General features: G+C 38.9%; 24 protein-coding genes. 9 read left to right on the forward strand and 15 right to left on the reverse strand.

Annotation, left to right across the window (positions count from 1 at the left end; genetic code table 11):
* Positions 1–17: 17 nt before the first annotated feature.
* A complete protein-coding gene (locus tag ACZ5XR_RS15330; RefSeq protein WP_464497154.1) occupies positions 18–2,954 on the forward strand; it encodes a hypothetical protein in 2,937 nt (978 codons plus the stop codon).
* Positions 2,955–3,038: 84 nt separating this feature from the next.
* On the forward strand, positions 3,039–3,707 hold the full coding sequence (locus tag ACZ5XR_RS15335; RefSeq protein ID WP_464497155.1) for a DUF2642 domain-containing protein: 669 nt from the start codon (positions 3,039–3,041) through the stop codon (positions 3,705–3,707).
* A 30-nt stretch (positions 3,708–3,737) separates the two neighbouring features.
* Here the strand turns inward: ACZ5XR_RS15335 and ACZ5XR_RS15340 are convergent, their stop codons facing one another.
* Positions 3,738–4,430 carry a phosphatase PAP2 family protein gene (locus tag ACZ5XR_RS15340; RefSeq protein WP_464497156.1) on the reverse strand — a complete coding sequence of 231 codons (693 nt, stop codon included), beginning with the start codon at positions 4,428–4,430 and terminating at the stop codon, positions 3,738–3,740.
* A 195-nt stretch (positions 4,431–4,625) separates the two neighbouring features.
* On the opposite strand from ACZ5XR_RS15340, the gene ACZ5XR_RS15345 reads away from it, so the two are divergent.
* Positions 4,626–5,018 (forward strand): thiol-disulfide oxidoreductase DCC family protein, encoded by a 393-nt coding sequence (locus tag ACZ5XR_RS15345; protein WP_464497157.1) that lies wholly within the window; start codon positions 4,626–4,628, stop codon positions 5,016–5,018.
* Positions 5,019–5,062: 44 nt separating this feature from the next.
* Here the strand turns inward: ACZ5XR_RS15345 and ACZ5XR_RS15350 are convergent, their stop codons facing one another.
* Positions 5,063–5,626, reverse strand: a complete 564-nt coding sequence (locus ACZ5XR_RS15350; RefSeq protein ID WP_464502335.1) for a GNAT family N-acetyltransferase — start codon at positions 5,624–5,626, stop codon at positions 5,063–5,065.
* Between the two features lie 337 nt (positions 5,627–5,963).
* Here ACZ5XR_RS15350 and ACZ5XR_RS15355 point away from each other — a divergent pair, with 337 nt between their 5' ends.
* Positions 5,964–6,641, forward strand: a complete 678-nt coding sequence (locus ACZ5XR_RS15355) for an SOS response-associated peptidase (RefSeq protein ID WP_464497158.1) — start codon at positions 5,964–5,966, stop codon at positions 6,639–6,641.
* A 249-nt stretch (positions 6,642–6,890) separates the two neighbouring features.
* On the opposite strand, the gene ACZ5XR_RS15360 is transcribed toward ACZ5XR_RS15355, so the two are convergent.
* Together ACZ5XR_RS15360 and ACZ5XR_RS15365 are read right to left on the reverse strand one after the other, a co-directional pair.
* The gene (locus ACZ5XR_RS15360) at positions 6,891–7,514 is read right to left on the reverse strand and encodes a hypothetical protein (protein WP_464497159.1); all 624 of its coding nucleotides are present in this window, start codon (positions 7,512–7,514) and stop codon (positions 6,891–6,893) included.
* A 166-nt stretch (positions 7,515–7,680) separates the two neighbouring features.
* Complete coding sequence (locus ACZ5XR_RS15365) at positions 7,681–8,193, reverse strand: GNAT family N-acetyltransferase (protein ID WP_464497160.1); 513 nt, start codon at positions 8,191–8,193, stop codon at positions 7,681–7,683.
* A 179-nt stretch (positions 8,194–8,372) separates the two neighbouring features.
* On the opposite strand from ACZ5XR_RS15365, the gene ACZ5XR_RS15370 reads away from it, so the two are divergent.
* The 5 genes from ACZ5XR_RS15370 to ACZ5XR_RS15390 all read left to right on the forward strand — a co-directional run bounded on the left by ACZ5XR_RS15370 (position 8,373) and on the right by ACZ5XR_RS15390 (position 11,892).
* Positions 8,373–8,612, forward strand: coding sequence for a hypothetical protein (locus ACZ5XR_RS15370; RefSeq protein ID WP_464497161.1), 240 nt, complete (start codon positions 8,373–8,375; stop codon positions 8,610–8,612).
* 35 nt (positions 8,613–8,647) lie between these two features.
* The gene (locus ACZ5XR_RS15375) at positions 8,648–8,881 is read left to right on the forward strand and encodes a hypothetical protein (protein ID WP_464497162.1); all 234 of its coding nucleotides are present in this window, start codon (positions 8,648–8,650) and stop codon (positions 8,879–8,881) included.
* A gap of 19 nt (positions 8,882–8,900) precedes the next feature.
* Positions 8,901–9,137: a hypothetical protein gene (locus ACZ5XR_RS15380; RefSeq protein ID WP_464497164.1), complete on the forward strand. Its 237-nt coding sequence runs from the start codon at positions 8,901–8,903 to the stop codon at positions 9,135–9,137.
* A 177-nt stretch (positions 9,138–9,314) separates the two neighbouring features.
* Positions 9,315–11,132: an APC family permease gene (locus ACZ5XR_RS15385; RefSeq protein ID WP_464497165.1), complete on the forward strand. Its 1,818-nt coding sequence runs from the start codon at positions 9,315–9,317 to the stop codon at positions 11,130–11,132.
* A gap of 355 nt (positions 11,133–11,487) precedes the next feature.
* Positions 11,488–11,892 carry a hypothetical protein gene (locus tag ACZ5XR_RS15390; protein WP_464497166.1) on the forward strand — a complete coding sequence of 135 codons (405 nt, stop codon included), beginning with the start codon at positions 11,488–11,490 and terminating at the stop codon, positions 11,890–11,892.
* Positions 11,893–11,935: 43 nt separating this feature from the next.
* Here the strand turns inward: ACZ5XR_RS15390 and ACZ5XR_RS15395 are convergent, their stop codons facing one another.
* The 11 genes from ACZ5XR_RS15395 to ACZ5XR_RS15445 all read right to left on the reverse strand — a co-directional run bounded on the left by ACZ5XR_RS15395 (position 11,936) and on the right by ACZ5XR_RS15445 (position 21,476).
* Positions 11,936–13,279 (reverse strand): serine hydroxymethyltransferase, encoded by a 1,344-nt coding sequence (locus ACZ5XR_RS15395; protein WP_464497167.1) that lies wholly within the window; start codon positions 13,277–13,279, stop codon positions 11,936–11,938.
* A gap of 216 nt (positions 13,280–13,495) precedes the next feature.
* On the reverse strand, positions 13,496–14,149 hold the full coding sequence (locus tag ACZ5XR_RS15400; protein ID WP_464497168.1) for a GntR family transcriptional regulator: 654 nt from the start codon (positions 14,147–14,149) through the stop codon (positions 13,496–13,498).
* Positions 14,150–14,233: 84 nt separating this feature from the next.
* Positions 14,234–14,491 carry a hypothetical protein gene (locus ACZ5XR_RS15405; RefSeq protein WP_464497169.1) on the reverse strand — a complete coding sequence of 86 codons (258 nt, stop codon included), beginning with the start codon at positions 14,489–14,491 and terminating at the stop codon, positions 14,234–14,236.
* A gap of 309 nt (positions 14,492–14,800) precedes the next feature.
* A complete protein-coding gene (locus ACZ5XR_RS15410; RefSeq protein ID WP_464497170.1) occupies positions 14,801–15,232 on the reverse strand; it encodes a VOC family protein in 432 nt (143 codons plus the stop codon).
* Positions 15,233–15,325: 93 nt separating this feature from the next.
* Positions 15,326–15,496 (reverse strand): hypothetical protein, encoded by a 171-nt coding sequence (locus ACZ5XR_RS15415; protein WP_464497171.1) that lies wholly within the window; start codon positions 15,494–15,496, stop codon positions 15,326–15,328.
* A gap of 164 nt (positions 15,497–15,660) precedes the next feature.
* Entirely contained in the window at positions 15,661–17,025 is a 1,365-nt protein-coding gene (locus tag ACZ5XR_RS15420; RefSeq protein ID WP_464497172.1) for a sensor histidine kinase, read from the reverse strand.
* Position 17,026: 1 nt separating this feature from the next.
* Complete coding sequence (locus ACZ5XR_RS15425) at positions 17,027–17,716, reverse strand: response regulator transcription factor (protein WP_464497173.1); 690 nt, start codon at positions 17,714–17,716, stop codon at positions 17,027–17,029.
* Between the two features lie 234 nt (positions 17,717–17,950).
* A complete protein-coding gene (locus ACZ5XR_RS15430) occupies positions 17,951–18,184 on the reverse strand; it encodes a hypothetical protein (protein ID WP_464497174.1) in 234 nt (77 codons plus the stop codon).
* A 130-nt stretch (positions 18,185–18,314) separates the two neighbouring features.
* Complete coding sequence (locus ACZ5XR_RS15435) at positions 18,315–18,971, reverse strand: reverse transcriptase domain-containing protein (protein WP_464502336.1); 657 nt, start codon at positions 18,969–18,971, stop codon at positions 18,315–18,317.
* Positions 18,972–18,974: 3 nt separating this feature from the next.
* Complete coding sequence (locus tag ACZ5XR_RS15440) at positions 18,975–19,379, reverse strand: hypothetical protein (protein WP_464497175.1); 405 nt, start codon at positions 19,377–19,379, stop codon at positions 18,975–18,977.
* Between the two features lie 699 nt (positions 19,380–20,078).
* Positions 20,079–21,476 carry an MFS transporter gene (locus ACZ5XR_RS15445; RefSeq protein WP_464497176.1) on the reverse strand — a complete coding sequence of 466 codons (1,398 nt, stop codon included), beginning with the start codon at positions 21,474–21,476 and terminating at the stop codon, positions 20,079–20,081.
* Between the last annotated feature and the right edge of the window lie 9 nt (positions 21,477–21,485).

The following is a 21,485-nucleotide window of genomic DNA, read 5'->3' on the forward strand; positions in this document are numbered from 1 at the left end:
AAAAAGGGGGCTTGAAAATGGGGTTAGATAAATTTTCAGCTGCATTGGATTTACTAAAAGGCTTCAGTGTGAATCTATATGTAGGTGTAGAAATCTTTAAAGGGACCTTATTGGGTGTTGAAGCCGATCACCTTGTCTTACAAAACGAAGATGACTACATTTATTATTATAATATTGACAAAATACAAGCCATCACGAAAAATACAAAACAGTATCAAAGTGAGGAAATAGGGTCTAGATACTTGAGAACTCGCAGCTTATTTCAGTTATTAAACTCATTGAAACATTCTTGGGTGAGAATCCTCTGTTTAAATAATCAAACTTTTGATGGTGTTATAACCGATGTTGATTCTGATTTTGTTACCCTAATTAGTGATGAAGACAGAATTTTAATCAAACTATCACATGTTTCTAACATTATGAAAAGTTTCTACTCAAACAAAGGAACATCCGATACGACTAATCAGGAAAGTCAATTAAATGAAAACCCTTCACAGGAGCAATCAAGTGAAATAATAGACCTTAATGATGAAAAAACCGTGGAAGTTTCCGACAATCCCTCCCAGGTCCCATCAGAGGAAATACCAACCCTTATTGAGGAAACAACAGAAGAACTTTCCAATCAACCAGCCTTCATCCAATCAGAGGAACTACCAACCCTTATTGGTGAAACAATCGAAGAACTTTCCGGTCAATCATCCTTTGTCTCATCAGAGGAAATACCAACCCTTATTGAGGAAACAACAGAAGAGCTTTCCGGTCAACCATCCTTTGTCCAATCAGAGGAACTACCAACCCTTATTGAGGAAACAACAGAAGAGCTTTCCGGTCAACCATCCTTTGTCGCATCAGAAGAACTACCAACCCTTATTGGTGAAACAACCGAAGAACTTTCCGGTCAACCATCTTTTGTCGCATCAGAGGAACTACCAACCATTATTGGTGAAACAACCGAAGAACTTTCCGGTCAACCATCTTTTGTCGCATCAGAGGAACTACCAACCATTATTGATGAAACAACAGAAGAGCTTTCCGGTCAACCATCCTTTGTCCAATCAGAGGAACTACCAACCCTTATTGAGGAAACAACAGAAGAGCTTTCCGGTCAACCATCCTTTGTCCAATCAGAGGAACTACCAACCATTATTGATGAAACAACAGAAGAGCTTTCCGGTCAACCATCCCTATTGCAATCAGAGGAAAATACAGCCCTTAGTGCTGAAACCGTTGTAGATATTTCATATCAGTCTCCTCCTATACTTTCTGAGAATACTCTGGTTACGAATTCAGAAGAAATGCTAAATGATGAACATGAATCTGCCCTTCATAATTTTTTAAGTCCAAAATCAGATTATTCATGGGTTTGGTCAAACTCGATAAAATCGTCTGATCTTGATGAAAGCTCGATTAGTATAGAAACAAATGAGGTTGCGGAAGTGCCTCTCATACTAATGGACACAGAAACAAGTATTACTTTAGTAAATCATGAACCTGTTCATGAGGATATTGAATTGCCTAAAGCCATTTCAAACGAAGAAGTACAAATGACCATTGTTACAGAGGATATAAATAGTATCCAAGAAGAAAACACGGAAAATCCAACACAGGAAATGCCCATTTTGGAACATAACCCAGAGTTGCATTTGCAATTATCCATCGATCCTTTTGAAAAAACGATTTGGTCAAACTCCGTAAATGTTGATCCTGTTAATGAGAATATTGAACTACCTGAAACCAATGTGGTTAATTCAACAGTTGATGCTCCTATAGGGAGCGAAATAAACGAAACACTTCGTATACCTGAAAATAAAACGGAAGATTTATCACTTGAAATGTCTAATTTGGAACTGGAACAGGAGTTGTCAATTCCATCAGCAACCGCTCCAACGGAACCAAGTGATTCATCAAACAATATAAATCTTGAACCTGTTAATGAGATCATTGAATTACTTGAAACTAAAGATACCAATTTAACAGAAAATACACTTTTAGATAATGAAATAATAGTAACAAACCTTAGTCCAGAATATAGTACAGAAGAATCACCCTTGGAAATTCAAACTTTAGAATTAGTGCCTGAACTAATTATCGACGCAGATACCGAACCTGCTCCATTTAAAGAGATTTCAGTTATGGAAAACGAAGTGTTACCAACTGCCGAGCCATCCGCAGCAAATGAAGAACCGCAAAAAGCGGAAGAAATCATAGAAATCTCTGATATCAAAGGGCTAAGCAGCAGCGACACTCAAGAAAAGATCAACCCTTCTGATGAAAACAATCATGTAGAAATTTTGGTGAATTTATTAAGGAATTCTCCAGAAAATGAAACCAATATTTTAGCAGATGATGAAATCAAAATGGAAAAGGAACCTGAAAAAGATATTCAAACGATCACGAAGCCTGTAAATACAAAGGTTTGGCTAAAATCAATTAATAATTCCGTAAAACAAAATGATAAAATTTCAGAAAGCAAACAAGTTAGTTCTTCTAAAAAAACAAAAGAAGTAACTGAACAAAAAAAGAGAAGCGAAAAGAAAAAAGAAAACAGTAAAAGCAGCAAAAAGGCGGAAGAGAAAGTAACAAACATATCAACTAAGCAATCTTCTAAGGAAAACAAAAATAATGTTATTGAAAAAAGTTCAACTGTAAAAAAGGAAAAAGACGAAACAAAAACCAGCCATCAATCAACCGCTTCTAAATCAAAGGAAGCCATCTCCAATAAAACCTCTGAAAAAAATAAAAATTCAGAACAAAGCAGCGATTTACAGAAAAAAGTAATAACAAATCTTGAATTAGAAAAAAACGAAGAGAATACTTCCATGCAAATGAATGAAGAAAAAAGGAAGGTCCGTTTTGCAGGCGAACCGATTACAAAAGATAGCGATGTATATTATCCAGTTAGTTATCCAGCTAAGGACTGTTCAAATCGAAGAAATAAATCATCAAGGTTCTAAACATCAATGTCTTTTTTTGGCGCTATACCCTTTATCCCTCCTTCATCTTTGCCTATTTTGAATAAAAATAATGGAAGTGATTAAATGAATCTAAAAGAGCTGATCGGAAAATATGTGAAGCTAGAAATTTCAGGAACTAAATTTTTAAAAGGAATTCTTATTGATATTGGGAGCGATATATGGGTTCTCTTTAATGGGGATGATTATTTATATATTCCCACAATCCATATCCAAAATTGGCAGTTTTTAAATAAAGATGAAATTGATGAAATCATTATTAGCAACGAACCAACACCCATCTATAATCATAAAGAAGAAATTTCTTTGAGAAAAACGCTTACCCTTGCAAAAGGTATCTTTACAGAAATATTTGTGACCAACAAGCAATCGATCCATGGCTATATCATCAGCATTATGAATAATTATTTTGTTTTTTACTCTCCTATTTATAAAACGATGTTTATTTCGCTTAACCATCTTAAATGGTTAATTCCCTATACAAATTATCAAAGACCCTATGGTTTAAGTAATGCAAGCTTACCAGTTAATCCTTCTAATCTTACATTTGCGCGATCCTTTGAAGTTCAAATTGAAAAATTAATTGGTGAGCTTGTCGTTTTTAATACTGGCGAGAATGAGAAAATGTTTGGAAAAGTTCAAGGAATTTCAAATAATTTCATTGAACTGATTGGGGCAAAAGGAGAATCAGTCTTTTTAAACCTGCATCATATCAAATCAATTCATATGACATGATTTTTTTTTTCTTATTGGGTAAACAAGCACTTAAAGGCTTTTTCGGAGTGTCTTTTTAGACACTTTTTTATCTGCCGCCTTTAGATAAACAGGTTTTGATTTTACAGATATACGAAAAGCTGTCATTTCAAATAAAAAACCGTATATTAATGTCACCAATAAGAATGACGCAATCAAATCGTAAATGGCGTGCTGTTTGACAAAAAGTGTTGACAGAATGATGAAAGTCCCAAGTAGATGAATACATAGCGCGTGAGCTTTATGTTTATTCTTAATGTGGAATGATCCAAGCATAATGGCTAAACTCGTGAGAACATGGATGCTTGGAAAGCAATTATACGGGCGATCATAGGCGTATACCATTAAAATCAGCTTATTTAAAAAATGATCGGAAGCAACTGCCGGCCTTGGTACCGTTGTTTGAAAAAAGAAGAAAATGATAAAACAAACACATTCACCGATCACGATCATCCCCATTGTTTTAAGATAAACCTTCGTATCCTTAAAACAAAAATAGATTAAGTAAAAAAATAAATATTCATACCAAGCCCCATAAGGAAGGATGAACACCGGCAGGAATGGAATGGCGTGATCAATTGAGGTCGAAATATCAACTGCCCCCTGGGTCCGCTCGTTTAATAACGAATAAATACAAGCACAAATCGGGATGACCAGTAAGATCAGCAAATAGGGAGCTTTTTTAATCCATTGTGTGTTCATCATGATGCCCTCCCCTTTATTTAATGTCTCTGAAACTTATAAACTTAATTTTCGCTCTTTATAAAATTTAACATTTTTTGCCTTTTTTATAAAGAAAAAAACCTGTCATTTAGGAATTTGTTGTTAGGCAAAATGAATCATGACATAATTTATATAGTGTGATGATTTATTAACGAGAAGGTATATTGGAGGTGAAGTATGTTGCGGATTATTTTATTTGACGGGATTTGTAATCTTTGTAATAAAAGTGTTCAATTCATTCTTAAAAGAGATCCGGAGGGGATTTTTCAATTTGCTTCCATGCAAAGCGAAGCTGGAGAAAAATTATTAAAGCAGGACGGTTTTAATGGTGAGATAAAAAGCATTATTCTTGTCGACCATGGTAAAGTTTATCGAAAGTCGAGTGCTGCATTGAGAATTGCTGGGAAATTACAAGGATTCTGGAAGCTGCTTGTTGTTTTTCAAATCATCCCTCCTTTTTTACGAGATCTTATTTACGATTACATAGCGAAAAATCGTTATCGATGGTTTGGAAAAAAAGAAAGCTGCATGCTCCCTTCACCCGAATGGAAAAAAAGATTTTTACAATGAACAACGTCTGTCCCTTCAGGAAAGCAGACGTTTTTTCATGCACTTTAATGGAGGTTTTGAAACGAAGCCTTATGAAAATGGCCGATAAAATTAAAAAGGTCTTCCCCATTTTCGGGTACTTTCGAATCAGGAAGCAATTTTAGATACATCGCTTGATACGGTTCAGGCACCCATATGTAATGGTGTATGTAATCTGTAAGAGTAAACCCGCTCTTTTCCCAAAATTGAATCCTTTTTTTGTTTTCGGAATTTTGGTCAGCATCAACCTCAATAATGATACTCTCTAAATTCTTTTGTTTAATTGCCCAGTCCTTTATGTATAAAATCATTTGCATGCCAATTCCATGGTTTCTTAATTTACGATCTACAGCCAGATAGTCAATCAGCAATGCCTTGATCCCTGGCAATTTGCCGGTAATCGCCATCGCTATAATTGTTTCCTCTTCAACTGCCACATGCAAAAAACATAGCTGTTTACGAAACATATTACGGATCACTCTCTCCGGCTTCGCACCCTTTTCTGCAAAAGCTTCATTATAAACAGAACAAGTTCTTCGCCATAATTCTTCGTCCCAATCTTCAATTGTCCTAAAGTCCATTTGCTGAATCCTCCTGAAAAATTCCGCCTACATTTCATTTTATCAAGAATTCCATCCCAAAAAAAAGAACCTTTGAACAATGATTCAGAGGTTCAAGGAGTACATAGTGGTCTAGGCTATGTACCTATATTTAGGAGGTCTAAACTCAGAAGAATTTAAACAAGTTAATATTACCATTTTCTAAATATTCATTCAACCCTTTAAAGGGGTAAAGGACAAAAAAGTGAAAATTAATTCAAAATGACTAAATGAGGACGGGTATTTAGGACTATTCTGATTTTTTTATTTTGAAATTTAATCTGGTAATTTGCTAAAATAATTGTATTAATCCCTTGAGGTGACATGTATGTGCGGCCGATTCACCCTTACAGCTTCAATAGAAGAAATCCTGAACCGTTTTGATATTCAAGCCTTTTTAGAAGCAGAAAATTATGAGCCCAGCTATAATATTGCTCCCTCTCAGTCTGTTTTAGCCGTCATTAATGATGGACGCCAAAACCGTATGGGCTTTTTAAAATGGGGTCTTGTTCCTTCATGGGCAAAAGATGCGTCGGTCGGCAATAAAATGATTAATGCCCGTGCCGAGACAGTTGCTGAGAAACCAAGCTTTAGGAATGCCTTTAAGAAAAAACGCTGCCTGATTGTGGCAGACTCATTTTTTGAATGGAAGCGTCATGAGGACCAAACCAAGACACCGATGCGAATTAAGCTGAAATCAAGTGATTTGTTCGCTATGGCGGGTATATGGGAGAGCTGGAAAGCTCCGGATGGAAGGCTGCTCTATTCCTGTTCAGTCATTACTACACTGCCGAATGAATTGATGAAAGGGATTCATGACCGCATGCCGGTCATATTAAAGCCGGAAGATGAAAGGCTTTGGCTGGACCCCTCCCTAGCAGATTCTGCTTTTTTACAGCAATTTTTACGGCCTTTTGACGAAGAGCAAATGGAAGCTTACGAGGTCTCTCCTCTTGTTAATTCGCCCAAAAATAATAGGATCGACATCATTCAAAAAATTTGTTAAGCCCATTTTTTAAAAAATTTCTTCATACGGGACAAGTTCACTACATGCCTGTACACCATTTACATACCTTATAGTAACCCAAACATTTTTCCTTCTTTAAAGTGGTGAAAGCCACTTTCTTTTTTTATGTTCAAAAGGAAAATAGCGAGATTGGTCCTATAGGGCTTTCTAGAAAAAAACATGCCCCAAAAAAATCATTTGGGACACACTTTAATTCGTTACATTCCTATTATTTAAGGTTATGAATCTTTAATACCCCATATGGCCCATTGAACCTGGGATTCCTCCCATGCTTGGGAAGCCCCCTACGCCTGGCTGTCCAGCATAGCCAGGAAAACCTCCCACGCCTCCGAATCCAGATCCTGGGAATCCTCCCATAGCTCCCATACCTGGTTGGCCGGGCATTCCTGACATTCCGCCCATACCGGGCATTCCTGACATTCCGCCCATGCCGGGCATTCCTGGCATTCCGCCCATGCCGGGCATTCCTGACATTCCGCCCATGCCGGGCATTCCTGACATTCCGCCAGTACTGGGCATTCCTGACATTCCGCCCATGCCAGGCATCCCTGACATACCGCTCATACCGGGCATTCCTGACATTCCGCTCATACCGGGCATTCCTGACATTCCGCTCATGCCAGGCATGCCGCCCATGCCGGGCATACCGCCCATGCTAGGCATTCCGCCCGTGCTAGGCATTCCGCCCATGCTAGGCATTCCGCCCATGCTAGGCATTCCGCCCATGCTAGGCATTCCGCCCATGCTAGGCATTCCGCCCATGCCAGGCATTCCGCCCATGCCAGGCATACCGCCCATGCCAGGCATACCGCCCATGCCAGGCATGCCTCCCATTCCGCCAAGATTCAACATTTGCACACACTCCTTTTATAGGTTTCAGTCTAGACTATGTCAAAGATAAAAATTAGCATAGGCAATTACCTACATTCCCAAATATTTATTGGCAACATTAATGGTGACAGGCACCATCCGTGGACTTTTATGGGTTTTGTCCGTTCCAGGTGGACATTTCCGTTGATTATTCGATAGTCTTATTTATTTTTAAATGAAGGATTAGCATTTCTCCGCATCTTCCCATTGCGCGAATGCCTTTATTGATAAATCCGGCCGTTTTGTATACGTGCTGCTCCTTTGTATTTTTAAGATTCACCGCTAAAATGATTTCGTTTATGTCTGGGAAATGTTCTTTTACAAATTCAGGAAGAAATTTCATTGATAGTTTAGCGATGCCCTTCCCCTGTGAAGATTGATTAATCGAATAGGCTCTCATATGTATTGCATGCTGATTCTCATAATAAACTTTTACTCCATCACATCCATGAAGAACAAAAAACCCGGCAATTTCATGTCCGGATAGGATGACTAATGGAAAGCGACCCGGATCATTTTCACAGGCTATAAGCGCTGTTTTGGGATGCGAGGTGAATGTAAGCTGTTCATTTGGTAACTGATACTGTTCTATATCGAAATGCAGCGATTTATCATAAAACTCGATTCGAGTGGTCCTGGATAATGCAACAGGATTTTCCATTTTCCTTTCCTCTCCTTTAAAAAATTTATACAAAGTAAAATTCTGCTATGTCACTATAAACTCCTTTTTAAAATGGTAATTTGAAAGCATGGTAACTAATAAAATTCATTTTTTCCAAAATATCGGAATAAACTCTAAAGATATAGACCCGCTTTTACACAAGGAAAGGAGAATGGACTTTGTTTTTTATCCCTACAACGGTTAATATAGGCGGAATTAAAATCAATAGTAGTGATCATAACGGAGTGGTCTCGTTTGGTTCGAACTGTTTAATCGGAAATAAGGTTAATGGGAAAAAGAATCAAGGCTTCGGACAGCAAATGGCTGATTGTACCATCACGATGATTCCAATTGCTTCAACGCTTGATGACGAAATCATCGATTCCCCTTCCATTTCTATAACGAGGAATAAAAAATAAGTTTTCACAAGAAACCCATTAAAGGAGTGTTTTGCATGTTTGTTGCCCCCTTTGCCATCAATTTTTTGGGTTTTAAAGTAAATGCCATTGATAACTCGTCATTTATTACCTTTGGACCAAACCAATTTATCGATCAATTTGTTTCATATAAACGGAATCAGGGGGTCGGAGAGCAAAACGGTGATCTTTCTCCCGTTAACATTCCAATCTCCTGGGTCATTGACCCTGATTTAACGGATAGTAATGCAGCTAAGAATAGTATTATCTAATTATCTACAAGGAGTGTGAATGTCATTGTTCGCCCCAGTAGCCATTAATTTTTTGGGACTTAAAATTAATTCCATCGACAATGGATCCCTTTTTAATTTAGGCGCAAACCAATTCATTGATCATTTTGTATCCTATAAACGGAATCAAGGATTTGGAGAGCAAAACGGTGACATATCTCCCATAATGATCCCTATTTGTAATGTTTATGATTCGGATATTAGCGATAGCTGGACGGCAAAAATCAGTTTCTTTTAATTAAATCATGTAAAAATAGAGTTTGGATAAAGATCCAAAACTCTATTTTTTTACAGGAAGATGATTTTGGAATCATCTCTAAAATTTGCTTAAGAAGTGGTATTAGGGGGAAGGATAATCTCATTATCAAATTCTAAGTTGACAAATTCATTCGCTTCAACTCACGGAGGTATATGTATGCGATTAAAAAGGGCTCTAATCGGGAAGCCACTTAAAACGCACGAATTAGGAGAACAAAGACTCGGTGTCTTAAAAGCTCTTGCCATTTTGTCTTCAGACGCCCTTTCTTCTGTAGCTTATGGTCCTGAACAAGTCATCATCGTTTTAGCCACAATCGGTTTTACGGCGTTTTGGTATTCAATCCCTATTGGCATTGGTGTCCTAATACTTTTGACTGCATTAATACTGTCCTACCGGCAAATTATCTTTGCCTATCCTCATGGAGGCGGTGCGTATGTGGTCTCAAAAAGCAATCTTGGGAAAAATACCGGGCTCATCGCTGGCGGCTCCTTATTAGTGGATTATATTTTAACTGTTGCTGTAAGTGTATCAGCCGGAACGGATGCCATTACATCTGCTTTCCCTTGGTTGCACCCTTTTAATGTGATTATTGCCGTAATTTTAGTTATTTTGATCACCATATTAAATCTTAGGGGTGTAACGGAATCGGCATCTATCCTTGCTTATCCCGTTTATTTATTTGTTTTAGCGCTCTTGCTCCTTATTGGCGTGGGACTATGGAATATTGCAAATGGACATTTTCCAGCAAAAATGCATCCATCAATCGGAACGGCCGTACCAGGGATTAGCCTCTTTTTATTGCTCCGTGCTTTTTCATCCGGCTGTTCAGCACTGACAGGAGTGGAAGCTGTTTCAAATGCCGTCCCTAATTTTAAAGAACCGGAAGCAAAAAACGCCGTCAAAACCTTAATCCTAATGGGGACCATTCTAGCCATCCTATTCTCTGGAACTATGTTTTTAGCCTATTGGATGGGGATATCTCCTAAAACATCTGAAACGGTAGTGTCTCAAATGGCAGCAAAGGTTTTTGGACGGAATTTTTTGTATTATTTTGTTCAAGGGACTACTGCGCTTATTTTGGTGCTTGCAGCAAATACTGGCTTTTCTGCTTTTCCAATGCTGGCTGTCAATTTTGCAACAGACAAGTACATGCCAAGAATGTTCCTAAATCGCGGAGACCGGCTTGGTTATTCCAATGGGATTATTACCCTAAGTATTTTATCCATATTGCTTATTATCATTTTCAGTGGAAACACAGAAAGACTTATACCGTTGTACGCAGTTGGTGTTTTTATTCCTTTCACCCTTTCCCAGACAGGGATGATTGTCAAATGGTCACGAGAGAGACCAAAAGGCTGGATATTTAAATTGGCGATTAATTTAATTGGCGCCCTGATTACCTTACTAGTCGTGGTGATTTTATTCCTCACGAAATTTTCACAGGTCTGGTATATCCTCATTTTCTTACCGATTATTGTTTATGTGTGTCATAGTATTAAAAGACATTATGATGCGGTTGGAGAACAGCTTAGGATTATGGCTGCTGAAGAATCAATCCAGTTTGAAGGAAATGTCGTCATCGTTCCAGTTGCAGGAATAACAAAGGTGGTAGAAAATTCCTTGAACTATGCAAAGCTAATTGGAAATACCGTCATTGCTGTCTATGTAGCATTTGACCGTGAAAGTGAAAAAAAGATGGAGGAAAAATGGAAAGCGTGGAAACCGGATGTTCGGCTTGTAACCTTGTATTCCACTTACAGAAGTTTACTAAGACCTGTTGCCCGATTTATTGACTTGGCTGAGGAAAAAGCAGCTGAAAATAATTTAACAATTTCTGTTCTGATTCCTCAATTCATAACAAAAAAGCGATGGCATGACTTTTTGCATAATCAATCAAGTTTACTATTAAGACTTCATCTCATCTATCAGAAAAATGTCATTGTCACGACCGTACCCTATCGGTTAAAAAAATAAACAGTCCATTAAAAGCCGTTTATGACGGCTTTTTCTTATTGGCTATAAAAAAGGCGAATGTTGATTTTTTACAACTGTTGATTGGAGTGGAGGGCGCTCTCCTCCTCGAAAATGCTATCGCATTTTCTTCGTGCGGTGAATAATCGAGGAAGATTATTCAATGTCCTGCGGGATGAAGAGGTCATGGGAGACCCCACAGGCGCCAAAAGCGCCGAGGAGGCTCCCGGACCTCCCCGCGGAAATCGAGCGCCCGAAACGGAAATCAACAACCAAGTTGAATGAACCAAAATAACCGTCATATTCCCCCCTTTATTTTAATAAAATAGAATATCCGTTCGCATAAGGGGGAAACAGCTTGTTAAACAACCAAGATACCTTGATTACAGGAGACATGTTAGTTAAATATTACGAACTCAATAAGCAAAAAAAAGAAATCGAGCTGGAAATCAATCAATTAAAGGATCATTTCCATCATTACTTCGACCAGTTGATCGGAAAAAATTTAAAAGGTGAGCTGACAATCAGCGGATATAAACTCCAAAGGCAAATTCGGAATACAGAAAAGTATAATGATGAAGTCGCGATAAAAAGATTGGAAGAACTGCAAATGAATGATTTGATTCAAATCGTTAAAAAACCGGATGAGGTAAAAATTAAAGCTGCAATTGATTTGGGATTGCTGCAGGTAAATCAGATAGAAGACTGCATTATCAAGACCTGCTCTCCTGCCATAACAGTTAAACCGTTGGCCCCAAGATAAATAGATAGAAAAAGAGGCGTTCCCAAGGGTCTGCCTCTTTTTCTTAATCAAAACAATAATGAATTTTTTGATAGGCGGACCGCATTTCAATGACTCGTTTGCGGATGTTTTCCACGCTGTCTCTATCCTCTAAAACACTAACGATATAATCGGCAATCACGTCCATTTCCTTTTCCCTCATACCTAATCGGGTAATTTCGATTGTACCAATTCGTAACCCGCTTGGAAAATCCCAATCTTCCGGTTTGTCACTTGGTATCAGGTTTTTATTGGTGATGATATTCGCCTTCGCTAGCTTATGGGCAACCTCCAGGCCGCCGCCGAACCGCTTTACGTCAAGAATCACTTGATGTGTTTCTGTGAATCCTTTATGTGCTCCAAGGACGGTGATGCCTCTTTCATGCAACGCTTTTGCCAGCGCTTTCGCGTTTGCGACGATCTGTGCCATATACTCGGTACCGAAGGCAAGGAATTCCGCAGCTGATGCGGCCAATGCAGCCACACGGTTTACTTGATGCGTTGCAGCAAGGGCAGGGAATATCGTATCGCACACTGGTTGTGTCAATTCAGGGTCATTCCACACAATGATGCCGCTTTGCGGTCCACTAAAGGTCTTTCCTGCGGACCCAGTCATAATGCAGGCTCCTTCATTCAAAGGATCCTGAAATTGTCCGCCTCCGATGAGCCCAAGCTGATGGGCGCCATCAAAGAAAATCTTTCCGCCCCATTCGTTTACAATCTCAGACATTTCTTTAATCGGGAATGGGAAAAGCGTCATCGATGCTCCAAGTGTGACCAGCTTAGGCTTCACTTGCCTGGCTATTTTTTCGAATTCTACGAGTTCGACCACTAAATCAACCGGGTCCATTGGGACATCGTAAATATTCAAACCGCGAATCCCTGCCGGTCCATCCTGCCGATTGCTGGAATGGCCGCCCAGCGGCTGGGCAATCGTTAAAATATTGTCCCCCGGTTTGGTCAAGGCTGCATAAACAGTCATATTCCCAATCATGCTGGCTACAAGTCGGTGATCTGCATAGTGACAACGAAAGACCTTTTTTAAAAGCTCCACACACAATGATTCAATTTCATCAATATATTTGGTACCGGAAAACCAGCGTTGGGTTGGACCGATGTGTCCTTCGGCTGCTCTGGTACCAACTTCTGATGCTAGTAATTGCCGAACGGTTGGACTTGTCGGTGCTTCTGGTGCCAATAAATTAAGGCATTCCTTCCCCCGCCAAATAGCGTTACGGTCTACCGCATCAATGATTTCCTTTTGAATCAACCTTGGCGAAGTGCTCTTTTCAATGATTTCCTTTGCCCAATTTAATACCTTTGCATCATGCACTTCAAAGTTTTCTGCTGTTTTAGTCGTTGTACTCAATTCGATTCCCCCTCAAATTTGGAACGTAAATTTGTTGAGCAATTCTACAAGACGGATGAAATTTAACATTATGTAAAACAGCGATTTTGAATTGTCTCATCGCACAAAACCAATATATCGCATATTGATTTAATGGTCAATTCATTTTTTGACAATTTTATTTATTGTGAAAAAAAGAGTACGACTTTTGTCGCACTCTCTTTTCATTGGACTATTTTATTCTGACTCCCCTATCAAAAACCTGCTCAAGCTAAGCCAGTTCTCTTCCACTAGCAAGGAAGCGAGGATGCTGTTTTTCCCTTTACAAGCCGTTATGATGCTTTGGTGCTGCTCAAGCGATGCAAGACCATCAACTGAATTAAACTTAGAAAATTCTAACCTTCGAACCTTTGGAATAATGCGCTCTAATGCGTATTCAATCTCCTGATTACCGGAAGCTTTTATGAGGACGAGATGAAATTGATCATCAGCCTCTACTGCCCCAAGTACATCTTTGTTTTCTAACGCGAGCCGCAGCTGGGAATTTCGGGCTTCCATTAATTTTATATCTTCATCTGTAATATGCGGTGCGGCAAGCCGCGCTGCCAGCGCATGTAATGCAGCGACAACCGTGAAAGCATTTCTGGCCTCCTCTATGTGAATTTCGGTAATCCTTGTTTGTGAACCCGGTAGTGACTCGATTAACCCTTCATCTTCAAGCCTTTTAAGCGCTTCCCTGACAGGGGTTCGGCTTACGCCGAATTCTGCTGCCAAATCTTTATCCAGGATCCGTTGGCCGGGCTCCAACTCCAATGTAATAATGGCTTTTTTTAATGACTCATAAATTTGATCCCGTAAAACAGGCCGCTCTATCATTTTAATTGTTTTCATAAAACCAATATATCAATTTATTTTTTTACTGTCAATGACAGTTATTTTGCAAAAAAAATGAAACGGTATGCTATATATTACTTTTTATTTTATCGAATATTCCTTCATCCAATGGAGGTAGTGATAATTGTCGCTATCATGATTTGGAAAAACGGCAAAATCAGCGATAACAGGAGGATACGGACTTCTGCGAATATGATTTTTAAGTCTTTTCATCACTTCTTCATATTCCAGCGAAGAACAAAATTCAAACCACTTGGTAACTGTTTCATCCTTTGCCATACAAAAGGAATAAATAGATTCAATCATCGCCAATATTTTGAAAACCTCTTGCTTGGTCATACCATTCCTCGATTCCATATACGTTTTCATTATAGTTTTAACAAAAGGATATCTTTTCAAAAACATGACATTTTGAATCGCTCAAAATGGACTTATTAAATAAGATAAATGATCCAAAACTCGTAAAACGGTTTTTCATGAAGTTGATAAAATACATAGTAACTATTTAAGTTACCGAGGAAACAGTTTTTTTCACTGGTTCGGGCATTTAGAACCCATCATAATGCCCGTGAGCCATCTTTTTTCACTGGTTCGGGCATTAAGCCCACTTCATTGTGTACATCGGACGACTATTTCTTAAACCTAACTTTAAAAAGTCACCATTGCCCCTCTCTCATCAAAAACCGATGAAGGATTCCAGGCAACCTCCCACAGATTATTTTCTGGATCAGAAAAATAGGCTGTTCGGCCGCCCCAGAAAGCATCACTTGGCTCTCTCAAGATTTTCGCTCCGGCTGCCCGAATTTCCTCAATTGTGGCATCCACTTGTTCCGGGAGGTCAACATTGATCGCGAAGGTGACAGGTTTATAGCCCTCATGGGTTTGGGTGAACGCAACCCCGGCATCCTTTGATAGTTCCTCAACCGGAAATAATGATAGCAGCACGCCCGCCGTTTTAAATACGGCATATTGATCTGAGCTCATGGCCGTCTCCTCCCAGCCGAGTGACTTGTAAAATTTCCGAAGCGCAGGTAAATTGAATGCACCGATTGTAAGCAAACTTACTCTTTGCAAAACCATTAAATTTCCCCCATCCATAAATATATTCATGAAAAATATACCATAATTATACATTAAAAAAGAGGCTGCCTCCTAATCAAAGGGACAGCCTCACTAATGATGAAAATAGCCAAATAGTAGTAATCCATTCATGAGAACAACATATAAAACGATTTGGACCATCATCATCATTCCAATGTCTTTCAATTTTTCTGCAAACTTTGCATAAAACAAGAAACCAAAAAGTAGTTCTCCGATGGGAGCCCAAATAATTAGCCAATGCATGAGATATCTCCTTTTTGCAGCTAAAGCACAAGGTTATGATTCCTTCTCTACTTTATGCAATAAGAAATACTATGTCAATATAGCAATTTAAGATGTTTGCATGTTAGAGGTAAGGAAGCTCCAACAGCTCCTAAGGCTTTGCTTCAAGTCCCATCCTCCCTTGATTACAAGGAATTTGGAAAAATCAACTCGACTTCAGTTCCTTTTTCATCCTCACTTTTTATTTTTATTTCTCCTTTATGCAATTTCATGATATTTTTTGCGATGGAAAGCCCTAATCCTGTGCCGCCTGTTTCTCGACTGCGAGCTTTATCCACACGATAAAACCGTTCAAAAATCCGCTCGATTTCATGAGCAGGAATGCCAATACCATAATCCTTAATGCGGATGCGTGTATGGTGCTGGTCCTCCTCTAAATAGACATCTATTTTCTCCTGGCTGTACTTAATGGCATTGTCAAGTAAAATGATAATCACTTGCTTTAGCTTAAGCTCATCTGCATGAATGAATAAGGATTCTTGCTGGTAATGGAGATGGATCTCCCTTTTATAAGCGGCCTTAAGCTGTTTTTGAATATCCTTTGCTAGAGAAATCAGTTCTACCTTCCTCAATTCTAAGGCGGGTTCCTTTTCAGTTGTAGCCATATTTAAAAACATTTCGGTCATTTTTTGAATTCTTGTTGCTTCCGAATAAATGGCTTCAATGGCTTCGGAAGAGAGCTCATTGTTTTGAACACCTCGTCGCCGTAAGAGATTTGCGTAGCTCTTAATGACCGTCAAAGGAGTTTTTAATTCATGTGAGGCATCTGAAATAAATTGCTCCTGTTTTTCCATATTATCGCTGAGCCGTTCGATCATCCTGTTAAAGGTCATGGCCATTTTTTCAAGCTCATCATGGGTGTTCGTTTGGATGTTGATTTTTTTGGGTACCCCGCTTTGTTCTATATCCTCCATCGTTTTGATCATATTTGATATCGGCTTCATAATGAAATTGGATAACCATCTGCCGCCAAGCAATGACAATATTCCGGATAAAACAGTAACAATTCCAAGAATGGAGAGGAGAATATCCTTCCTCATTTCAAGACCTGACATGGTTTCGCCAATCTCAAGTGTTCCTATCATAATATGGTCCTTTTTTAACGGAACGCGTACCGAGAGAACCTGTTTATCACCGGTACTTGTGGTAAGAACTTTTCTTTGGGTTACCTTTTTCTTGGAATATTTTGCTTTAATATTATCGGTCAAATTTTTATCATTGGTCACTTCGCTGAGGACCTGATTATTCCGACCTATTATCCTAATATAGGAATGGGTCGTTAAATATTCTTTTAATTGGTCATCAAGACTGGTGGCTCGTTTGTCCGTATTTATATCGTTGATAATATCGGCTGCTTTTTGATAAAGCGTTTCTTCTTCCAAATTTGCGGTGATTTTTAAAAAAGAAACAAAAACAACCACATTAATAATCACTAGCAAACATAACAGCCAAGCCGTCGTGACCAGGTTAATTTTTGTGGTGATTTTCATGTTATTTCTCCCTGATCGTAAAGCCCACTCCACGAATCGTTTGAATTAATTCAGAGTCAAACCCTTCCTCCACTTTTTTCCGGAGGTGACGGATAAAGACGTCAATTACATTGGTTTCCCCTTCATATTCATAGCCCCAAACGTTCGTGATAATATTATCCCGAGTGACCACTTTGTTTTTATTCATCACTAAATAGACAAGCAAATCATATTCTTTCGGGGTGACCGAAATGACTTTTCCGTTTCGATTGACTTCACGGGTATTCGTGTCGATTTGAAGGTCTGCAACGGAAAGAACGGTTGACTCTTCATTGACAACACGACCGGCGTGGTCCCGTATGCAGGCCCGAACCCTCGCTAACAGCTCTTCTATTTCAAAAGGCTTGGTTATATAATCATTGGCTCCTTGATCCAAACCAGTAACTTTATCAAGGGTCATATTTCGTGCGGTCAAAAGGATAACAGGGGTGAGTATGCCTGTTTTTCTTAATCTTCTTAATACTTCAATTCCATTTAATTCAGGAAGCATCACATCTAATAAAATAAGATCTATTTTATTTTCCAATGCCTTGCTTAATCCGGATTTTCCGTCATGCTCGACAATCACTTCATATCCTTCAAACTCAAGCTCGATTTTTAAAACCCTGGCAATTTGGGTTTCATCTTCAACTACGAGAATTCGTTTACTCATTTAAGATCTACTCCTTCTTATACTTATCCTAAAATGTATCACTTTTCATCGACGCATTTTGCTTTTTCATGGAATATTAATGTTTTTTTCAGTGAGACTTTAGATTGATTCTATGTCAATATTATCACCATAAATTGAAATAAATAAAGTAGGGAAACCTTTCTCAAGGCTTCCCCCTTATCAAACCGTACGTGCCCTATTAAGGCATACGGCTTACCAAATGTTACAATTTAATCAAGAGGATGCATTCCAGGCATTTTGCATCTTTTGGACACGGTGAGGTGTGAAATACTCCTCACCTTTTGCTTTTGCTCGTTTGATTCGATTCTGAATGTCTCTTTTAACTTTTCTGGACATATCACTTAGGTATTGTTCCTTTGTGTATCCATATGCTTTATTTAAATAGAGCCAATAAGTTGGAATCAGATTGATGTTAAGAAAGAAGGCATTATTCCAAATACTTTGCATCTTCATCCCTTTTCTTTGGGAAGGATGTCTATGAATAAAAGCTACTCTTAGTCTTTTCCTTATGTATCCATCTAAAGATTTCAGGGTTCTTCGAACCCACCTTGTAATACAGTGGTTTGGAATCCCTCGACTAATCTTTTATAGCATTAACTATAGTTAGGTAATAGTTGACCTTCCCTCTGATAATTGGGTTCACTCGCTCAATCCACTCTTCCTTACTCAGCGTAAGCGTTTTACGGGTCTTGTCCTTTATTTTCGACCGAAAATCTTTGACGGATTCTTCCTTTGGAGTTACATGAAATTCTAGCTTGTTATCTTTCTTACCTTTTCTCCAGTGATGGAACGTGAAACCTAGAAAATCAAAATCATCCTTCTTAAAGTTGACGATTTTAGTCTTTTCTTTAGATATCTCAAGTCCAAGTTCTTTCAACTTATCCCTAGTTATAGAAGCTGCACTCTCGATGCTATCTTTCGATTTTGCAAAGAGGAGAAAATCATCCGCATAGCGGACAAAACGAATGTTGTTCAAGTCCCATTCCCAGTCAAGTTCATTTAAATACACATTTGCTAAAAGTGGTGAAATTACACCACCTTGAGGGGTTCCATAATCCGAGTGGATTAGTTTGCCTTCTTCCATGTGTCCAGCCTTCAGCCATTGTTCAACCAACCCTAGGACCGTACGGTCCGAAACATATTTCTTAAGAACTTCGATTAGTTTCTTATGAGGGATATTGTCAAAGAATCCTTTTATATCACAATCGTAGATATGATTGTAGCCTTGCTCAATATTCTACAGAATTATTTGTAAAGCTCTTTGAACTCCACGATTCGGTCTGTAACCTACTGACCAACTATGAAATAGATTATCTTCAAATTTGGGCTGAAGTACGTTCACTACACTTTGTTGTACAATGCGATCTTCAATTGTTAGTATTCCAAGTGGTCGTTTCTTCCCATTCTTCTTGGGAATGTAAACTCTCCTTACTGGCTGAGCTTGATAGGTCTTTGCCTTTAATCTGTCTAAAAGTGCCATGATGTTTTCATTTAAATTAGCTTCATAACTTTCTATTGTTTCTCCATCGATACCGCCTGCACCCTTATTAGCTTTCACTTGTTCAAAGCATTGGGTTAGTCTTCGGTCGAATAATATTTGTCCATAAACACTGTGTAGCTTAAATTTCCACTCTTGATTCATTGCGTATTCCACGCCTTTCCTTGATGTACATTCAAACGGTTTTACCGCAGTAACATGATTGTTAACATTACATCTTGTTCATGACTTGGAGCCATAGGTCATTCCCCTTCCGTTCACTTGATGTTATGGTCATCAAGTTACTTCCGTACTATGAGAATGTCTGACTACTCCACCCATTCTTCGTCACTTCGGGTTACCCTTATAGACTAGAACCCTGCCTGTTCGGTAGGGTGGAGTTCTCACGGGGTCATCGCATTTCCCTTCTAAGCATACCCTGCACCATCACGCTATAAGTCACATTTCCTCGTTCTGACTTCTAAAGGAGAAATGCCTTTTTGAGAGGGCTTCCTTACTTTTCGAAAAGTCGCCAACTTATCTCGCCGCCGTGCTTCACACTTATTGCATTAGGGTCTACCTATTCGCTTACGTTTCTCTCGATTTACCGCATCTCCTTCAGACAACACCTCACGGTGTTGCCCTAGATTAAGCTTCCCGAGCTAGGTCAGTCTCCTCGGGTATGGATTTTCACCATCTGGGATTCATTTTCATTATCCTCTCCAAGTCGTTTCACCGAGATGACGTCTCTTTCAGATAATGAAAAGAAGAGTGTTAACTGAGTTAACACTCTATGCGACTGCCCGTCGCACAAAAAGCCGCCCGAAGGACAGCTTTGGTTCTTTCCAGGTGACAGGCACCTTCCTAGTTTTGTTCTGATCGTTTCTTTAATACTTTCTTCATATGCTGGATATCGCTGACATTTCTTTTCGCCATTAATATATAGCTTACCGCAGAAGGAATAAGGAAGATTTGTAAAAGTGATAAGGTAATAATGTAACTGTATGGCTCATGGGAATGCTTTGCAACAAGCCCTAATAAAATCCCGACACCGATATTGCCGATCGTTCTCCCTATGCTGTTAAACAGATTGGCAATACTAAAGGCTGTTCCCCTGTGCTCGGGAAAATTAACGTCCGTAATCAATGCCAGCCAATTGGGTGTGTTGGCTGATTGTGCCGCAGAAGCCAGGAACGACAAGATAAACATCAAGGTAATCCATGGATTAACAAAAACTTGTTTAATAATCGCCATTAAAATCAGGATGACATTATTATCGCTGGGCAAGGATAAATTAGTCATCGGAATACTGAACATAATTATGTAAAATGGCATCGTCAGGAAGACAAAAATAGCCGTTAAATAAGCCCTTCCCTTATAGGTTTTCTTATGTAATTTGTCACCGAGATGACCGAAATAGACCGTCATCATGCCGCCAAGCTGAAAAAACGCATAAAGATACCCTGAGGTAATCATGGCCGTCTCCGTACTATAACCCTGCTGCTGAATTTTAAAAATAAACAAAGTTGGCATCCAGATTAGGCTTCCGGTTGAAATATTCATAAAAAAAGCCTGTAAAAATAGGAAAACATTACTTCTTTTAACTAAAATTTCGAAAATTTGTTTTCCCTCAATTTTGTAATCATAGGATTGTCCGCTTTTTATGAATTCCTTCAGCTCAGGGTCGGATTCACCCCTTGTAGGCTCTTGAACAAAGAGGTAGAGGACAATCAAAAGGAAACCAACCATGCCAACAATTTCAAATGGCCATCTCCAGCTATGGGCGGTCGCCGTTAATGAGGCTAAAAGGGATCCTCCGATTCCGCCCAACCCTTGAGCCATACCCCACAGGCTCAAAATCATGGCCCGTTTTCGGTATGGAATATAATCGGTTAAAACACTGAAACCGATAGAAGCAATACAGCCTAACCCGATACCTGTTAACATTTGATAAGCTAAAAGCTCCATAAAGGATTTGCTGTGCGCGGTTAAAAAAACAGATAGTACCCAAATAATGGTTCCAAGCATAATCAGAAGTTTTCGTTTGAATTTCCCTGACAGGTATCCCCAATAAATGGATGATAATGCTGTCACCAAGATATTAATACCTGAAATAATACCTAATTTTCCTATATCCACCTGCAAATCCTTTGCTATATACTGGAATAGTGGTGGAAATAAGCCAATTATGATATTATCAAAGGCAGCAAGTGCGATAAAAACAAAAATCGTATATTTTATTTTCAAATTATTCCTGTTCAACGAAGATAA

The organism is Neobacillus sp. Fa239, assembly GCF_055395235.1.

Coding starts and splice junctions, on each gene's coding strand:
- ACZ5XR_RS15415 (WP_464497171.1), bottom strand. CDS start 15,496: ATGCATTGGCTAATTATTTGGGCTCCCATCGGAGAACTACTTTTTGGT.
- ACZ5XR_RS15425 (WP_464497173.1), bottom strand. CDS start 17,716: ATGAGTAAACGAATTCTCGTAGTTGAAGATGAAACCCAAATTGCCAGG.
- ACZ5XR_RS15380 (WP_464497164.1), top strand. CDS start 8,901: ATGTCATTGTTCGCCCCAGTAGCCATTAATTTTTTGGGACTTAAAATT.
- ACZ5XR_RS15420 (WP_464497172.1), bottom strand. CDS start 17,025: ATGAAAATCACCACAAAAATTAACCTGGTCACGACGGCTTGGCTGTTA.
- ACZ5XR_RS15355 (WP_464497158.1), top strand. CDS start 5,964: ATGTGCGGCCGATTCACCCTTACAGCTTCAATAGAAGAAATCCTGAAC.
- ACZ5XR_RS15430 (WP_464497174.1), bottom strand. CDS start 18,184: ATGCAAAGTATTTGGAATAATGCCTTCTTTCTTAACATCAATCTGATT.
- ACZ5XR_RS15400 (WP_464497168.1), bottom strand. CDS start 14,149: ATGAAAACAATTAAAATGATAGAGCGGCCTGTTTTACGGGATCAAATT.
- ACZ5XR_RS15440 (WP_464497175.1), bottom strand. CDS start 19,379: ATGAATCAAGAGTGGAAATTTAAGCTACACAGTGTTTATGGACAAATA.
- ACZ5XR_RS15345 (WP_464497157.1), top strand. CDS start 4,626: ATGTTGCGGATTATTTTATTTGACGGGATTTGTAATCTTTGTAATAAA.
- ACZ5XR_RS15375 (WP_464497162.1), top strand. CDS start 8,648: ATGTTTGTTGCCCCCTTTGCCATCAATTTTTTGGGTTTTAAAGTAAAT.
- ACZ5XR_RS15410 (WP_464497170.1), bottom strand. CDS start 15,232: ATGGTTTTGCAAAGAGTAAGTTTGCTTACAATCGGTGCATTCAATTTA.
- ACZ5XR_RS15385 (WP_464497165.1), top strand. CDS start 9,315: ATGCGATTAAAAAGGGCTCTAATCGGGAAGCCACTTAAAACGCACGAA.
- ACZ5XR_RS15335 (WP_464497155.1), top strand. CDS start 3,039: ATGAATCTAAAAGAGCTGATCGGAAAATATGTGAAGCTAGAAATTTCA.
- ACZ5XR_RS15330 (WP_464497154.1), top strand. CDS start 18: ATGGGGTTAGATAAATTTTCAGCTGCATTGGATTTACTAAAAGGCTTC.
- ACZ5XR_RS15340 (WP_464497156.1), bottom strand. CDS start 4,430: ATGATGAACACACAATGGATTAAAAAAGCTCCCTATTTGCTGATCTTA.
- ACZ5XR_RS15405 (WP_464497169.1), bottom strand. CDS start 14,491: ATGACCAAGCAAGAGGTTTTCAAAATATTGGCGATGATTGAATCTATT.
- ACZ5XR_RS15360 (WP_464497159.1), bottom strand. CDS start 7,514: ATGTTGAATCTTGGCGGAATGGGAGGCATGCCTGGCATGGGCGGTATG.
- ACZ5XR_RS15365 (WP_464497160.1), bottom strand. CDS start 8,193: ATGGAAAATCCTGTTGCATTATCCAGGACCACTCGAATCGAGTTTTAT.